Raw genomic sequence first — 15,239 nt, forward strand, 5'->3', positions numbered from 1 at the left:
TTTTGTCCTTATCCGGCTCAGCGCGGTGCCATGCGAATGGCGCCGTCCAGGCGGATGGTTTCGCCGTTGAGCATGGGGTTCTCCAGGATGTGCAGCGCGGTGGACGCGTATTCATCCGGTGCGCCCAGGCGGGGCGGGTGCGGCACCATGGCGCCGAGCGAGGCGCGCACGTTCTCCGGCAGCTTGGCCAGCAGCGGGGTGTCGAACAGCCCCGGGGCGATGGTGCAGACGCGGATCGCGCGCTGCGCCAGGTCGCGCGCGGCCACCAGGGTCATGCCGACGATGCCGGCCTTGGCCGAGGCATAGGGAATCTGGCCGATCTGGCCTTCGTACGCGGCCACCGACGCGGTCAGCACGCACGCGCCGCGCTCGCCGTCGATCGGTTCGTTCTTGGCCATGCGCGCGGCCCCCAGGCGCAGCGCGTTGAAGGTGCCGATCAGGTTGATGCGCACGATCGACTCGTACTTTTCCAGCGAACCCGGCGAGCCGTCCTTCTCGACCACGCGCACCGGGCCGCCCAGGCCGGCGCAATGGATCAGCGCGCGCAGCGGGGCAATGGCTTCGGCGGCGTCGTAGACGGCGTTCATCTGGTCGGTGTCGGTTACGTCGGCCTTGAGGAAGCGGACCTTGCCGCCGAATTCGTCGACCGCGGCATTGCCGCGCTCTTCCGACAGGTCGGCGATCACGACGTCGACGCCGCGTTCCACCAGGCGCCGCACGCAGGCCAGGCCCAGGCCGGAAGCGCCGCCGGTCACGACGGCGGACATATTGGTCAGTTTCATGTTGTGTCTCCTTGACTGGATGTCTGGTTCAGGCGCCGCTTACAGGCGCTCGATGATGGTGGCGTTGGCCATGCCGCCGGCTTCGCACATCGACTGCAGGCCATAGCGCTGGCCGCTGTCTTCCAGCGCATGCAGCATGGTGGTCATCAGCCGCACGCCGGAGGCGCCCAGCGGATGGCCCAGCGCAATGGCGCCGCCGCGCGGGTTCAGGCGTGCCGGGTCGGCGCCGAGCGCGCGCTGCCAGGCCAGCGGCACGCAGGCAAAGGCTTCGTTGATCTCGTAGTGGTCGATCTGGTCCAGCTTCAGGCCGCTCTTCCTGATCGCGCGCTGGCTGGCGGGGATCGGGGCGGTCAGCATCATGACCGGATCGTCGCCGCACACGTCGAACGCCACGAAGCGAGCGCGCGGCTTCAGGCCCAGGCGCTGCGCCATCGATTCGCTCATCAGCAGCATGGCGGAGGCGCCGTCACTGATCTGCGAGGCATTGCCCGCGGTCACGTTCCAGCCGATCTGCGGGAAGCGCGCGCTGAGTTCGTCATTGCGGAACGAGGCCTGCAGCGTGCCCAGCTTTTCCACCGAGGTGCCCGGGCGGATGGTTTCATCCTGCTCGACCAGCCCGTTGGGCGTGCTGATGCCGAGGATCTCGCGGCGGAAGGCGCCGCTTTCGCGCGCGGCGGCGGCCAGCTCGTGCGAGCGGGCCGAATAGCTGTCCATGTCGTGGCGCGACAGTTCGTACTTGGCGGCCACCAGCTCGGCCGCAACACCCTGTGACACCAAACCCGGCGCATAGCGCGCTTCCATCGACGGGCCGTACGGGTTCTGGCCGATGCGGGCCGAGCCCATCGGCACGCGGCTCATCGACTCGATGCCGCAGGCGATGACGATGTCATAGGCCCCGGCCATGATGCCCTGCGCGGCGAAATGCACCGCCTGCTGGCTGGAGCCGCACTTGCGGTCGATGGTGGTGGCCGGCACGTGGTCAGGAAAGCCTGCCGCCAGCCACGCCACGCGGCCCGGGCCGGCGGATTGCTCGCCCGCCTGGGTCACGCAGCCGGTGATGACGTCGTCGACCAAACCCGGGTCCAGCTGGTTGCGCTCGACCAGGCCCTTGAGGACCTGGGCCAGCAACTCGGTGGCATGGAGTTCGGTGAAGGCCGAGCCGGGCTTGGAGCGGCCCATCGGGCTGCGGATGGCGTCGACGATGACGGCTTGTTGCATGCGGTGTCTCCTGAAAAGGCTGAGCGTTGCGAGTCGTGGCTGGGATATTGAGACGTTTGTACCGAAATTTGATCGTCCAATACGATGAATTGGGATTCTGGCTTCGGAAAATCGTCCTGTAAACTCAAAAACCACGGTTTGACTTTGGGAAAGGCGAAGGGCAACATCCGGGTTTTGAGACTCGCGTATCAAAAAACCTTGAATCAAGGCAATAACATGACGAATGCACCACAAGCCTCCCTGGCCCCGCCGCCCGCCGATGCCGACGGCGAGGCGCGCCTTGTCAGCGCGCTGGCGCGGGGCATTTCGATCCTCAACTGCTTTTCGCCGACAGTGCAGGAGCTCAGCAGCCGCGAACTGATGGAACGCACCGGCCTGGCCAAGCCGACCCTGTTCCGGCTGCTCGACACCTTGTGCGAGCTGGGCCTGCTGCACTATTCGGAGCGCTTGTCGCGCTACGTGCCCGGGGTCGGGCTGATCAACCTGGCCGCGCCCGCGCTGGCACGCATGACGATCCGCCAGCTGGCGCGCCCGGCCATGCAGGAGCTGGCCGACCATATCGCCGGACAGGTCGAGCTGATCGTCGGCAGCGGCAATGCGCTGACCTACGTCGAAATCGCCCAGGGCGTGGGCAGCCATGTGTTCCGGCCCGAGGTCGGCACGCGCGTGTCGGTCTCGCGCACGGGTTCCGGACGCGGCTACCTGATGCTGTTGACCGAGGCCGAGCGCGAGGCGTATCTCGCCCAGCTCCGCGCCGCCGATCCGCAGCGCGCCGACTGGCTGCAGGAACGCCTGGCCGATGCCGCCCGCGACCTGCAAGACCACGGCTTCTGCCGCGGCCACCGCGACCTGCACCGCGAGGTCGAATCGGTTGCCGTGCCGATGCGCACCCGCCGCGACGGCGAGGCGTGGATCTTTGCCGCCTCGGTGCCGGTGTTCAGCCAGCAGAGCAAGCAGATGGAGGAAGACATCGGCCCGCGCCTGGTGAGCCTGGTGCGCAATGTAGAGGGGGCGCTGGGCGTGGCCGGATAGTCGCCATGGCTTGCTCCGAGTGACTTAACTTGGCCCTGCCATGCCCTGCGACTATTCTGAGTCGCATGTGCCACGGGAGGGGAATCCGATGCAGCAGATCCGCTTGGCGGTAACGGTTGGCGTGCTGGTGCTGCTGGCGGCGTGCGTGTCGCGCACGCTCGGGCAAGTGGCAACCGAGGCCGTACCGGTGTGGCTGGGCAGCGGCGTCACCTTTGCCGCGCTGCTGGTGTGCGCGCGCTGGTCGTGGCCGGCGGTGCTGGCTGGTGTCGGCATCGCGCTGGCGGGGTGGGGCACGGTGATCCATGGCCTGCCGCTGCCCGGCGCGGCGGCATTCGGGCTGATCGAGGTGGTCAGCCTGGGCACGGCGGGCTGGGTTGCCACCTATGGGCGGCGCGATCCGCAAAGCCCGCTCGGTGCCACGCTGCTGATCGCTGGCGCGCTGGCGGGCGCCGCGCTGGGGGCTACGCTGGCGGTCGAGTTGTGGCGCTGGCAGCGGCCCGGACTGGATTTGCCGATCGAGTGGCGCGCCTGGTTCTTCTCCACGGCCGCGGGGCTGCTGCTGGTGGCCCCCGTGGTGGTAGCGTTCCGCGGCTTTCGCGTGCGCCGCTCGGGCGGCATGCCGATGCAGCAGTTCGCCGCCGGCGGACTCGCCTTCATCATCTTCGTGCTGGCGGTGCTGGTGGTGTTCTCGGCCAATGCCACGCAACGCTTCGGCGGCCTGGCCTCCACGCTGGCCTATGTGCCGATGCCATTCCTGCTGGCCACGGCGCTGCTGTGGGGGCCGCGCGGCGGCGCCGTCGCCACGCTTGTCGGCTGCCTGCTGATCATCTACCGCACCGCGGGCGGCGCGGGTCCGTTCAATGTCATCGAAGGCTTTCCCGGCGAGGCCGTGGTCGAGGTGCAGGGCTTTGTCATCGTCTGGGCACTGGTGATGCTGCTTGGCCGCGCACTGTCCGAAGGGCGCCGCTCGGCGCTGGAAGATGCCCGCGCCTGGCGCCTGCGCTACGCGCGCACGCTGCAGGCAGTGGGCGTGGCCAGTGTCGAATATGACGCCGTCACCGGCCGCGCCACCTGGAGCGAAGGCGCTGCCGAACTGCTGGGCGGCACCATCCGCCAGGTCAACAGCGTCGATGAATGGCTGGACCGCGTCGATGCCGCCGAGCGCGGGCTGGTGCAGGCCAACTGGTCGGCCGTGGCGCGCGGCGACGCGCCCGACAGCGTGCAGGAATACGCGGTGACGCTGCCAGACAGCGGCAAGGTGCGCATCCATGAGCGCCTGGCCGGCATCCGCGGCGCCGACGGCCAGGTGGAGCAGGTTGCCGCCTTGCTGCGCCGGGCCACGCCGGAGCCGGCCCATGGCTGAGCCCGGGGTGTTCCTGATCCACGGCCTGGGCGGCACGCAGTATGACCTGGGCTCGATGCACAAGCGCCTCAAGCGCGCGGGCTTCGTCACCCATTCGCTGACGCTGCCCGGCCACGGCTCGCGTCCCGAGGACCTGTGCGGCGTGCGCGCCGAAGACTGGCTGGAGGCGGTGCGCGTCAAATACCGCGAGATCGTCGACCAGCATGACACGCTGCACGTGATGGGCATGTGCATGGGCGCGCTGCTGGCGGTGGAAACGGTCAAGCGCGAGCAGCACACCAAGGGCCGCCTGGTGGCGCTGGCGCCGCCGGTCTATATCGACGGCTGGGCCACGCCCTGGTACCGCGCGCTGCGCACCGTGCTCTACCGCGTTCCCGGCGTGGCGGACCGCATGAAGGTCGAAGAGGAAGAGCCTTACGGCATCAAGAACGAGCAGCTGCGCGAGATCGTCAAGGCCAAGTTCGCGCGCGGCGAGAACTTCCACTACCGCTGGGTGCCGCTGGCCTGCCTCCGCGAGGTGAACCGCCTGCGCGGCTTCGTGCGCCAGGGGCTGCAGCGCATCGCCTGCCCGACGCTGGTGGTCCATGCGCGCCTGGACGAGCTGACCAGCCTGCGCTCGGCCAACTACCTGGTCGAGCAGATCGGGCACGGCAAGCGTGCCGGCCAGGCGCGCATGCTGGTGCTGGAAGACAGCTACCACATGGTCTGCGTCGACAACGACCGCGAACTGGTAGCGAGAAGCGTGCTGGAGTTCTTCGAGGCCAGCGTTCCCACCTCGCTCGGCATGCCCAGCGACGACGCCCGCATGACCCCGGCGCAGATGACCGAGCTGCTTGCCGCCGCGCGCGCCGACCTGGAGCGCGGCGATTTTGCCGCGCTGTATGCACGCGGCAAGGGCGATTTTGCGTGGTTCCAGCCCGGCAGCAACCGCGCCAGCGGCGTCTACCGGGGCGAGCGTGCGCTGCCGCGGCTGCGCGCGTGGGCGGATGCGGGAGCGGCGTTTACCGCGTTCGGCGCGCCGGTGCTCAATGCCGGCATGGCGGTGGTGCCGGCCACGCTGCGCAGCGGCTCGCTGGACTCGCAAGGCGTGCTGGCGTTTGCGCTGCGCGACGGCAGGCTGCTGGAGGGGCGCTGGTTCCCGGACGAGATCGCGCTGGAAGACGCGCACTTCGGCGGCGCGCTGGCGGCGCAGGGGCCAAGCCCCGCCGAACAGGCCTTCGAAGCCGCGGCAGCCTTGTCGAAGACCCTGCGCCACGCACCCGGCAACGACACGCTGCTGGACCTGTACGCGCTCTACAAGCAGGGCAGCGTGGGCGATGTCAGCGGCGAGCGGCCGGGCCTGATGGACATGGTCGGCCGCGCCAAGTACGACGCCTGGGCCGCGCGCCGCGGGCTGGCACGCGAGCAGGCCATGCGCGACTACGTGACGCTGGTCAACCAGCTGAAGTCGGCGGAAACGCAGTCCGCCTGAACCACAGTTGCCCCTCAGTTGCCGGTAAACACCGGGGTGCGCTTATCCAGAAACGCCTGCACTGCCTCACGGTGGTCGGCGGTCTGGTGCGACAGCGCCTGGAAGCCGGCGGACAGTTCCAGCAGCGTATCCAGGCGGGTATGCATGGCCTCGCGCATCAGGCGCTTGGCCAGGCGCACCGCGTGCGGCGGGTTGGCGGCGATGCGGCCGGCCAGTTCATAGGCCGTGGGCAGCAGCGCCTCGGGCGCGACCACGCGCGACACCAGGTTCCATTCCAGCGCCAGCCTGGCATCGATCGGCTGGCCGGTGAAGGTCATTTCCGCCGCCCGCGACAGGCCGATCACGCGCGGCAGCAGCCACGCGCCGCCGTCGCCGGGGATGATGCCGAGCTTGACGAAGGACTCGGCAAACTGCGCCCGCTCCGAGGCAATGCGGATGTCGCACATGCACGCCAGGTCCAGCCCCGCGCCCATGGCCGCGCCATTGACCGCGGCGATGACCGGCACTTCCAGGTTGAACAGCGCCAGCGGCAGCCGCTGGATGCCGCAGCGGTAGTCCTGCCGGATTTCCATGCCCGGCACTGCGCCGGAGGCCTGGCGTTCCATGTCCTTGATATTGCCGCCAGACGAGAACGCCGTGCCCGCGCCGGTAATGACCACCGCGCGCACGCTGCGGTCGCCGTGGATGCGGTCGATCGCGGCCAGGAACTCCGCCACGGCGGTATTGCCGGTCAGCGGGTTGCGGCGCTCGGGCTCGTTCATCGTCAGCGTGACGATATGGTCCTGCTGCTCGTAGAGAAGGAAGTTGCTCATGGTGATGTCTCCGGATACGGCGATGCGGGCTGGTTGCCTGCCTTGGCGCCAAGGCTAAGCCACCGGCGCCTGCACCGTCCAATATTCATTTCTTCATCAGCAATATCCGACGCATATCGCTCGGCAGGCTCGGGACGCCAGCCGCCTTGCGCCGGCTGCACGACTTTCTGCGGGTAATCCCTGTACCCATAATCGAATCGCTCACCGATTATCTATAGGCCCAGGCCACCGCCCGGCATCGCGCAGTTCCGTAATCCTGCAGTCCCGAATTCCAACAAGAATGCCCTCCAGGAGACGATATGAGCCATGCGTTGACGCAGGCGACGGACCCCGTTGCCCCCGATGTTGCAATCCACACCCACCGCGTCATGAGGCGCGCCACAGGCTTCCTGGCAGCGGCCCTGGCGCTGGTGATGCAGGTCTTGCCCGCCGGCGCCGCGGCGCCGCGCAATGCGGCAGCCAAGGTTGACGGCGCCTTTATCAGTGCCAACGCCAGCACCGCCCGCGACTGGCCCAGCCACGGCCTGGACTATGCCGAGACCCGCTTCAGCCGGCTCAGGCAGATCGATGCCGCCAACGTGCGCGACCTGGGACTGGTGTGGACCTACAACCTGGAGTCGACCCGCGGCGTGGAGGCAACCCCGCTGGTGGTGGACGGCGTGATGTACGTCACCGCGTCATGGAGTGTGGTGCATGCGGTCGATGCGCGCACCGGCAAGCGGCTCTGGACCTTCGATCCCAAGGTGGACCGTTCGCTCGGCTATCGCGGCTGCTGCGACGTGGTCAACCGCGGCGTGGCGCTGTACCAGGGCAAGGTGTTCGTGGCTGCCTACGATGGCCGGCTGATCGCGCTGGATGCGGCGAGCGGCCGCAAGCTGTGGGAGAAGGACACCATCATCGACCGCAAGTACTCGTACACCATCACCGGCGCGCCGCGCGTGTTCAAGGGCAAGGTCATCATCGGCAACGGCGGCGCCGAATATGGCGTGCGCGGCTACATCACCGCCTATGACGCCGGCAGCGGCGAGCAGAAGTGGCGCTGGTTCACGGTGCCGGGCGACCCTTCCAAGCCGTTCGAGGATGAGTCGATGGCTGCGGCGGCCAAGACCTGGGACCCCAGCGGCAAATACTGGGAGGCGGGCGGCGGCGGCACGGCCTGGGACACGCTGGCCTTCGACCCCGAGCTGAACCTGATGTACGTGGGCACCGGCAACGGCGCGCCGTGGTCGCACAGCAAGCGCAGCCCGGCCGGGGGCGACAACCTCTACCTGGCGTCGATCGTCGCGCTCGATCCCGACACCGGCAAATATGTCTGGCACTACCAGGAGACCCCGGGCGACAACTGGGACTACACCTCGACCCAGCCGATGATCCTGGCCGACCTGAAGCTCGATGGCCAGATGCGCAAGGTCATCCTGCACGCGCCCAAGAACGGCTTCTTCTTCGTCATCGACCGCACCAACGGCAAGTTCATCTCGGCAAAGAACTTCGTCGACGTGAACTGGGCCACCGGCTATGACGCCAATGGCCGCCCCATCGAGCGGCCCGAGGCACGCGCGACCGACAAGCCTTATGACTCGGTCCCCGGTCCGTACGGCGCGCACAACTGGCATCCGATGTCGTTCAACCCGCAGACCGGGCTGGTCTACCTGCCGGCGCAGAACGTGCCGATCAACCTGATGGACGACAAGGCCTGGAACTTCAATGAAGGCAAGCCCGGCACGCCGCATGGCAACGTGGGCTGGAACACCGCCAAGTTCCTGAACGCCGAGCCGCCCAAGGGCAAGCCCTTCGGCCGGCTGATTGCCTGGGACCCGGTGCAGCAGAAGGCCGCGTGGACGCAGGAACATGTGTCGCCGTGGAACGGCGGCACGCTGACCACGGCCGGCAGCCTGGTGTTCCAGGGCACCGCCGACGGCCGCTTTGTCGCCTATGACGCGCGCAGCGGCGACAAGCTGTGGGAGTCGCCCACCGGCACGGGCGTGGTGGCGGCGCCGGTCAGCTTCGAGTTGAACGGCACGCAGTATGTGTCGGTGGCAGTGGGTTGGGGCGGGGTCTACGGACAGGCCCAGCGCGCCACCAACCGGCAGGGGCCGGGCACGGTCTACACCTTCGCCCTCGGCGGCAAGGCACCGCTGCCGGCCTTTGCCGAGTACCGCACCGCCAAGCTGCTGCAGGGCGTGAAATATGACCCGGCGCAGGTCAAGGCGGGCACCGGCCTGTACGTCAGCAACTGCGTCCTGTGCCACGGCGTTCCCGGCGTGGACCGCGGCGGCAATATCCCCAACCTGGGCTATATCGATGCCGCCTATATCGAGAACCTGGACAAGGTGGTCTTCAAGGGGCCGGCGATGGCGCGCGGCATGCCGGACTTCACCGGCAAGCTGACGCCGGACGATGTCGAGAAGATCAAGGCCTTCATCCAGGGGACCGCTGACGCGGTGCGGCCCAAGCCCTGAGGGCTGGGCCGGCCCGAGCCTCAGTCCTCGGCCTGGAAGCCGGTCGCCTCCACGATCGGCTTCCAGGCGGCGCGTTCCAGCTGGATGCGGCGGCGGCCCTCCTGGCCGGGGCGGGCCACCACTTCCAGGCCCAGCGCTTCCAGCTTGGCCGCAGTGGCGGCGTTGGCCGAGGCGGCGAGGAACATCTTTTCCACCTGCGCCACCACGTCAGGCTGCGTGCCAGCGGGCACGAACACGCCGTACCAGCTGGTGGCGTGGTCGTACTGGCTGAAGCCCTGTTCCTTCATGGTGGGCACTTCGGGCAGCGCCTTGGCGCGGCGCGTGCCGCTCACCCCAAGGAAGCGCAGCTTGCCGCCCTTGTACAGCGGCATCATGCTGGCCACGGCATCCCAGCCGATCGACACATTGCCGCTGACCACATCCACCAGCATCGGCGATGCGCCGCGATACGCCGCGGGCGTGATGGCGATGCCTTCGGCCTTGCCCAGCGCCACCGTGCCCAGGTGGCCGGCGCTGCCGATGGTGGCCAGGCCCAGGCTGGCGCCGCCCGGGTTGCGCCTGGCCCAGCTCACGTATTCCTTCATGTTCTGGTAAGGCTGCTGCACGCCGGTCGCGACCGCGGTCGGCACATCGGTCAGCACCGCCGCGGGCACAAGGTCCTTGTCGGCGTCGTAAGACAGCTTCTTGTAGGTCAGAGGAAAGATCGTGAACAGGGGCGAGGGGCCAATGAACACGGTCTTGCCATCGGGCCTGGCACGCTTGACGTAGTCGAGCGCAAGGCGCGCCGACGCACCGGGGCGGTTTTCGACCACCACCGTGCCGTGGCCGTCCTGGCGCAGCTGCTCGGCATACAGGCGGGCGAGGCTGTCGGCGGCGCCGCCGGGGGCGTAGCCGACGATGATATGCATCGGCTCGGCATCGGCCGCGCTAACCGGAGCGGTCATGGCGAAGGTGGCGGCAGCGACGGCGGTCATGGCCAGCAGCCGGCGCGTCAATCGGACTTGATCAGTCATGGCAGTCAGGGAACGATGTTGAGAGGGTGTCAGGGCAGGGTGGGCCACTGGCCCGTGAGGTCATGGATCGATTCATACAAGGCCGCCGCACGCAGCAGCGGCGCGTCGCCGCGGAAGCGCCCGACCAGCTGCAGCCCGATCGGCAGCCCGTCGCCGCCAAAGCCGCAGGGCAGGCTGATGGCCGGATGCCCGGTCATGTTGAACGGCATGGTCCACGGGAACCAGTTCGCGCGCACATCGGGATAGTCCTGGCCGTCGATTTCGATCTGGCCGAACAGGTCTTGCTCCAGCGGCAGCGCGGTGCGTGTGATGGTGGGCATGGCGAGCAGGTCGGCGCGTCCCAGCAGCGCCTGCACGCGCAGGAACAGTTGCGAGCGCTCGAACATCGCCTGCTGGTATTCCACTGCGGTGAATGCGGCGGCGGATTCCACCTGGCGCACGAAGGTCGGGCTCAAGGCATCGCGATGCTGCGCCACGATCGGCGCAAAGCGCGTGCGCCACACCGTGTGGTTGATGGCACGCCAGACGGGCTCGACGTCGAACCCTTCGCCGCCGAAGGGCTCCAGTTCGGCGCCCAGCGCGCGCAGTTTGTCCAGGCTGGCCTCGAATGCGCGTGCCACGTCCGCCGACAGCGGACGGCCCGGCGGCGCCAGGCAATACAGGATGCGCCGGCCACGCAGGTCGCCCTGCGGTTGCGCTGCGGCCACGTAGTCGGCGGCGGGCACGCCGATCGACCACGGGTCGCACGCATGCTCGCCGGCCATGGCCTGCAGCATCAGGCCGGTGTCGGCCACCGTGCGCGTGGTCGGCGTCACGTAGGTCTGGTTGCCGAACAGGTCCTGCGCCTGGCTGTGCGGAATCACCCCCTGGCTCTGCTTGATGCCCACCACGCCATTGCAGGCGGCGGGAATGCGCGTGGAGCCGCCGCCATCGGTCGCCACCGCCAGCGGCGCGATGCCGCTGGCCACTGCCACCGCGGCGCCGCCGCTGGAGCCGCCACTGGTGCGCTCGGCGTGCCAGGCATTGCAGGTGCGCCCGAACAGCGGCGAATCGGTCAGGCATTTGGAGCCGAATTCCGGCGTGGTGGTCTTGCCGACCAGGATCGCGCCCTGCGCGCGCAACCGCGCCACCGCCACGGCGTCGTCGGCCGGCACGTAGTCGCGCATCGGCACGGCGCCAAAGGTAGTGCGCACGCCGCGCGTGTTGACGATGTCCTTGGCGGTGAACGGAATGCCGTGCAGCGGAGGCAGCGGCCGGCCGGACATCACTGCCGCTTCCGCCGCGCGCGCCGCGGCCATGGCCTCGTCCGCGCACAGCGTGATAAAGCAGTTCAGCACCGGCTGCAGCCGCTCGGCGCGCGCCAGCACCGCAGCGGTCAGTTCCACCGGCGAGATTTCCTTGCGCCGGATGCGCTGCTGCAGTTCGGCGGCGCTGGCAAGACAAAGCGCTTCGCTCATTGGACGGGCGTCTCCTGAAGATGGCCGCGCGTGCCGGTATCGGCGCGCGCAGGCGTGATGGCGATAAGCCAGGGCCTGTTCACATATAGAACGTTTTATATGTGAACAGGCCCTGGAACAGCCATCTTACAACCGGCCCGCACGCGGGGACTATCGCCGCCAGGTGCCATCGGCGAGGAAGCGTTCGGCAAGCTCCGGGATGCACTGCGCCACCGTGCGCGCAGCCTGCGTGAACGGACGCAGGCTGCTGGCCGCCAGCACCACCGACTGGCGCATGGCGCGCTCGCCCAGCGGCAGGGCATCCATCAGGCCGCTGGCCAGTTCTTCCGCCACGGCGTGGTAAGGCAGTACGCTGAAGGCCATGTGATCGGCCATGATCCGCTTGATCACGGCGGAGGAGCCGGCCTCCATCACCACCGCCAGGCTGAATTTCTGCCGCGTGGCGAGGTCGTCGAGGAGCGTGCGGATGGCATTGGGCGGCACCGGCAGCACCAGTGGGAAACGCGCCAGCTGCCGCGTGGCCAGCGGACCTGGCCCGATGCCCAGCTCGCGGCACCGTTCGGCCAGCCGCTCGCGGTGCCCGACCAGCATCAGCGGGGTCTCGAACAGGCGCCGGTAGCTGTTGCGCCCGGCGGCGCGGTAGCGGTTGACCACGCCGAGATCGATCTCGCCCTGCGACAGGCGCGTTTCGATATCGCCGCTATATCCCTCCACGATGCGCAGACGCACACCGGGATAGCGCGTGCCGATCTCGGCCAGCAGTGCACTGGACAGCGCCGGCGACACCGCTGGCACCAGGCCGATGGTGACCACGCCGCTGACATGGCCGGCGTGGCCGCGCGCGGTGTCCAGCAGCTCGGTCGCGCCGTCCAGCAGCGGCACGGCCTGCGCCAGCAACTGGCCGGCGAGCGAAGTCAGCGCCACGCCGCGCCCGTTGCGATAAAAGAGGGCCCCACCGATCAGGCGCTCCAGCGCCGCGACTTGCCGGCTGACCACCGACTGCGCCAGCCCCAGCCGTGCCGCGGCGCTGGTGACGCTGCCGGTGCGGGCCACCTCCACAAAGATGCCAAGTGCCTTCAGGGTAAGTTCGTCTTGCATGTTGCAGCGTTTTCGAGGTCAGCCTGGATTTGCTGTTAGTGGAATTCTGCTATGCATTGTAGACATTGATCGATGCCATCGGAGGCGTCTATCGTCCCCTCTACGCCATGGCCGTGCCCGATGGCCAGACCAAAAGGAGACATGCAGCATGCCAATCCACGCCGAACATCATCCGCTCATCTCACTGGAAGCCCCGGAAGCCGACATGCTGGCGCGGGTCCAGGCCCTGGTCCGGGAGCAGATCGGGCCGCAGGCCGAGCAGGTCGGGCGCGAGGACGTTTTTGCCTGGGACACGTTCCGGCTGCTGGCGGCCGAGGGCGTCATCGCCACCGCCTTTCCGCGCAGCCTGGGCGGCACCGGGGCTTCGATGCTGCTGCGCGTGCGCATCATCGAGGAACTGGCGCGGGCATGCAGCACGGCCGCGTCGCTGGTCACCGGCACGGACCTGTCGTCGCGGCCGATCGTCGCCGGTGGCTCGGATGCGCTGTGCAGTGCCATGGTACCGAAACTGGCATCGGGCGAGTTGCAGGCGGCCTTTGCGCTGACCGAGCCGGGTGCCGGGTCGGACCTGGCCGGGCTGCAGGCCACGGTCCGACGCGATGGCGGCCACTATGTACTGAACGGCACCAAGAAGTTCATCACCCGCGCGGGCGTGGCCGACATGTACGTGGTGGTGGCGCGCCTGGCGGACGGCCCGGCCGGCAGCAAGGGGCTGAGCGCCTTCCTGGTGCCGCGCGCCAGCGCCGGGATCTCGGTGTCGCCGACCATCCCCAAGATGGGCTGGAACGGTGTGCCGATCGCCGAGGTGTATTTCGATGAGGTAGCCGTGCCGGTCGGGAACCGCCTGGGCGAAGAAGGGCAGGGGATGGCGCTGGCGCAGGATACGCTGGTGCGGGCGCGCATCGGGCACGCCGCCATCGCGCTGGGCCGCATGAGCGGGGCGCTGCAGATCGCGGCCCAGTACGCGGATGTGCGGCAGGTATTCGGGCGCACGGAGGGAGAGCACCAGGGCATCCAGTGGATGCTGGCGGACATGGGCGCACGCATCGAGGCCGCCCGCTGCCTGGTCTATGCCTGCGCGCAGCGCTACGACCGGCAGGATCCCGATACCTCGATCCATGCCTCGATCGCCAAGATGCACAGCACTGACCTGTGCATGAAGGTGGTGGTGGACTGCCTGCAATTGCTCGGCGGCAACGGCTACCTGAAGGCCTATCCGCTGGAGCGCTTCATGCGCGACGCCAAGATGAACCAGATCGGCGAGGGGACCAGCGAGGTGCACAAGAACCTGATCGGGCGCTACCTGATGAAGACCGCGGCGGCAATGCCATGCCACCCGTGCCTGGACCTGGCACCCGACCTGTTCGGAGCCGCATGATGACGCACACGCCTGAGCAAGCGCGGCAGCAGGACGCCGGCCATGATCCGCTCACCAATCCCCTGTGCCGGCGGCTGGGCATCCGCTGGCCCGTGTATGGGCTGGCACACAGCATCGAAGTGGCCGCCGCCATCTCCAATGCGGGCGGGCTTGGCGTCTACGCGGCCGCGCGCGACGGCCCCGACGAACTGGCCGGCAAGCTGCGCGACCTGCGCCGCCTGTGCCCGGATCGCCCGGTCGGCGTGGACCTGCTGTTGCCCACCGCCTTGCCGGGCGCGGTGGATGCGGACACCGTCGCCGCGGCGGTGCCCGAAGGGCACAAGGCATTCATCGACACCCTGTTTACGCGCTTCGCGGTGCCGCCAGCCACGCAGGGCAACTTCTTCTCGCAGTATGTCCGCTCGCAGGCGCTCTTCGAAGAGCAGGTCGAGGCCGTGGCGCAGAGCGACATCGAAGTCTTTGCCGCCGGCGTGGGGACGCCGGCCGGCACGCTGGCGCGCGTGCGCAAGGCCGGCAGGACCACTATGGCGCTGGTCGGCTCGGCGCGGCATGCGCACAAGGCCATCGAGGCCGGCGTCGATATCCTGGTGGCACAGGGCTATGACGCCGGGGGCCATACCGGCCCGATCGGCACCTTCACCCTGGTGCCGCAGATCATTGCCGCGGCGCAGGGGCGGCCGGTGCTGGCCGCCGGCGGGGTCGGCACCGGAGCGCAGATTGCCGCGGCGCTGGCAATGGGTGCGCAAGGCGCATGGCTGGGCACGCTGTGGCTGGGCACCAGCGAGCAACAGCTGGCCGGCCCGCTGGCCGACAAGCTGATCGCCGCCGGCAGCGAAGACACCGTCATCACGCGCGCACATAGCGGCAAGCCTTGCCGCGTGGTGCGCAGCGCCTTCTCGGACGCGTGGGAGGAACCGGGCGCGCCTGCCCCGCTGGAGATGCCATACCAGCAGGCGCTCACCGGGCGGCTGCTGGCAGCCGTTGAACAGCATGCCGTGGCGCCGCTGATGTACGAAGCAGCCGGCCAGAGCGTGGCCTGGGTCCGCCAGGTCGAACCGGTGGCAACCGTGATGCACCGCCTGGTGCAGCAGACGCGCGAGGCACTGGCGGCGCTGCGGCCTTACCTGGAGGCCCGCAGCGCCTGACGTCCCGCAGA

12 protein-coding genes are annotated in these 15,239 nt (G+C 68.8%); 6 read left to right on the forward strand and 6 right to left on the reverse strand.

The genetic code is table 11. The features are described 5' to 3' along the window. Nucleotides 1-17 precede the first annotated feature (17 nt). Both AC3WLE_RS27735 and AC3WLE_RS27740 read right to left on the reverse strand, forming a co-directional pair. Entirely contained in the window at nucleotides 18-782 is a 765-nt protein-coding gene (locus AC3WLE_RS27735; protein WP_492317751.1) for an SDR family NAD(P)-dependent oxidoreductase, read from the reverse strand. Nucleotides 783-821: 39 nt separating this feature from the next. After that, on the reverse strand, nucleotides 822-2,000 hold the full coding sequence (locus AC3WLE_RS27740) for a thiolase family protein (protein WP_492352612.1): 1,179 nt from the start codon (nucleotides 1,998-2,000) through the stop codon (nucleotides 822-824). A 216-nt stretch (nucleotides 2,001-2,216) separates the two neighbouring features. Here AC3WLE_RS27740 and AC3WLE_RS27745 point away from each other — a divergent pair, with 216 nt between their 5' ends. The 3 genes from AC3WLE_RS27745 to AC3WLE_RS27755 all read left to right on the forward strand — a co-directional run bounded on the left by AC3WLE_RS27745 (nucleotide 2,217) and on the right by AC3WLE_RS27755 (nucleotide 5,866). Then, a complete protein-coding gene (locus AC3WLE_RS27745; RefSeq protein WP_492356747.1) occupies nucleotides 2,217-3,032 on the forward strand; it encodes an IclR family transcriptional regulator in 816 nt (271 codons plus the stop codon). A gap of 88 nt (nucleotides 3,033-3,120) precedes the next feature. After that, on the forward strand, nucleotides 3,121-4,395 hold the full coding sequence (locus tag AC3WLE_RS27750) for an MASE1 domain-containing protein (protein WP_492356748.1): 1,275 nt from the start codon (nucleotides 3,121-3,123) through the stop codon (nucleotides 4,393-4,395). Next, a complete protein-coding gene (locus AC3WLE_RS27755; protein WP_492356749.1) occupies nucleotides 4,388-5,866 on the forward strand; it encodes an acyl-CoA-binding protein in 1,479 nt (492 codons plus the stop codon). Before AC3WLE_RS27750 ends, AC3WLE_RS27755 begins: the two co-directional genes overlap by 8 nt. 14 nt (nucleotides 5,867-5,880) lie before the next feature. Here AC3WLE_RS27755 and AC3WLE_RS27760 read toward each other — a convergent pair whose 3' ends face one another. Continuing rightward, entirely contained in the window at nucleotides 5,881-6,678 is a 798-nt protein-coding gene (locus AC3WLE_RS27760) for a crotonase/enoyl-CoA hydratase family protein (protein ID WP_010812087.1), read from the reverse strand. A gap of 299 nt (nucleotides 6,679-6,977) precedes the next feature. Between AC3WLE_RS27760 and AC3WLE_RS27765 the strand changes: the two genes are divergently transcribed. After that, nucleotides 6,978-9,137 (forward strand): PQQ-dependent dehydrogenase, methanol/ethanol family, encoded by a 2,160-nt coding sequence (locus tag AC3WLE_RS27765; RefSeq protein ID WP_492356750.1) that lies wholly within the window; start codon nucleotides 6,978-6,980, stop codon nucleotides 9,135-9,137. A 20-nt stretch (nucleotides 9,138-9,157) separates the two neighbouring features. Here the strand turns inward: AC3WLE_RS27765 and AC3WLE_RS27770 are convergent, their stop codons facing one another. The 3 genes from AC3WLE_RS27770 to AC3WLE_RS27780 all read right to left on the reverse strand — a co-directional run bounded on the left by AC3WLE_RS27770 (nucleotide 9,158) and on the right by AC3WLE_RS27780 (nucleotide 12,705). After that, nucleotides 9,158-10,111 carry a Bug family tripartite tricarboxylate transporter substrate binding protein gene (locus AC3WLE_RS27770; RefSeq protein ID WP_492317939.1) on the reverse strand — a complete coding sequence of 318 codons (954 nt, stop codon included), beginning with the start codon at nucleotides 10,109-10,111 and terminating at the stop codon, nucleotides 9,158-9,160. 68 nt (nucleotides 10,112-10,179) lie between these two features. Continuing rightward, nucleotides 10,180-11,607: an amidase gene (locus AC3WLE_RS27775; RefSeq protein ID WP_492356751.1), complete on the reverse strand. Its 1,428-nt coding sequence runs from the start codon at nucleotides 11,605-11,607 to the stop codon at nucleotides 10,180-10,182. Nucleotides 11,608-11,757: 150 nt separating this feature from the next. Further along, nucleotides 11,758-12,705 carry a LysR family transcriptional regulator gene (locus AC3WLE_RS27780; RefSeq protein ID WP_492317744.1) on the reverse strand — a complete coding sequence of 316 codons (948 nt, stop codon included), beginning with the start codon at nucleotides 12,703-12,705 and terminating at the stop codon, nucleotides 11,758-11,760. Between the two features lie 148 nt (nucleotides 12,706-12,853). On the opposite strand from AC3WLE_RS27780, the gene AC3WLE_RS27785 reads away from it, so the two are divergent. Continuing rightward, a complete protein-coding gene (locus tag AC3WLE_RS27785) occupies nucleotides 12,854-14,083 on the forward strand; it encodes an acyl-CoA dehydrogenase family protein (protein WP_492317743.1) in 1,230 nt (409 codons plus the stop codon). Beyond that, a complete protein-coding gene (locus AC3WLE_RS27790; RefSeq protein ID WP_492356752.1) occupies nucleotides 14,080-15,228 on the forward strand; it encodes an NAD(P)H-dependent flavin oxidoreductase in 1,149 nt (382 codons plus the stop codon). Before AC3WLE_RS27785 ends, AC3WLE_RS27790 begins: the two co-directional genes overlap by 4 nt. Nucleotides 15,229-15,239 lie beyond the last annotated feature (11 nt).

This window comes from Cupriavidus sp. FW306-1B-F12B, assembly GCF_058781795.1.

Bases quoted from the DNA above. Each gene is read 5' to 3' on its own strand.
- AC3WLE_RS27735 (WP_492317751.1), bottom strand. From the start codon at position 782: ATGAAACTGACCAATATGTCCGCCGTCGTGACCGGCGGCGCTTCCGGC.
- AC3WLE_RS27740 (WP_492352612.1), bottom strand. From the start codon at position 2,000: ATGCAACAAGCCGTCATCGTCGACGCCATCCGCAGCCCGATGGGCCGC.
- AC3WLE_RS27745 (WP_492356747.1), top strand. From the start codon at position 2,217: ATGACGAATGCACCACAAGCCTCCCTGGCCCCGCCGCCCGCCGATGCC.
- AC3WLE_RS27750 (WP_492356748.1), top strand. From the start codon at position 3,121: ATGCAGCAGATCCGCTTGGCGGTAACGGTTGGCGTGCTGGTGCTGCTG.
- AC3WLE_RS27755 (WP_492356749.1), top strand. From the start codon at position 4,388: ATGGCTGAGCCCGGGGTGTTCCTGATCCACGGCCTGGGCGGCACGCAG.
- AC3WLE_RS27760 (WP_010812087.1), bottom strand. From the start codon at position 6,678: ATGAGCAACTTCCTTCTCTACGAGCAGCAGGACCATATCGTCACGCTG.
- AC3WLE_RS27765 (WP_492356750.1), top strand. From the start codon at position 6,978: ATGAGCCATGCGTTGACGCAGGCGACGGACCCCGTTGCCCCCGATGTT.
- AC3WLE_RS27770 (WP_492317939.1), bottom strand. From the start codon at position 10,111: ATGACCGCCGTCGCTGCCGCCACCTTCGCCATGACCGCTCCGGTTAGC.
- AC3WLE_RS27775 (WP_492356751.1), bottom strand. From the start codon at position 11,607: ATGAGCGAAGCGCTTTGTCTTGCCAGCGCCGCCGAACTGCAGCAGCGC.
- AC3WLE_RS27780 (WP_492317744.1), bottom strand. From the start codon at position 12,705: ATGCAAGACGAACTTACCCTGAAGGCACTTGGCATCTTTGTGGAGGTG.
- AC3WLE_RS27785 (WP_492317743.1), top strand. From the start codon at position 12,854: ATGCCAATCCACGCCGAACATCATCCGCTCATCTCACTGGAAGCCCCG.
- AC3WLE_RS27790 (WP_492356752.1), top strand. From the start codon at position 14,080: ATGATGACGCACACGCCTGAGCAAGCGCGGCAGCAGGACGCCGGCCAT.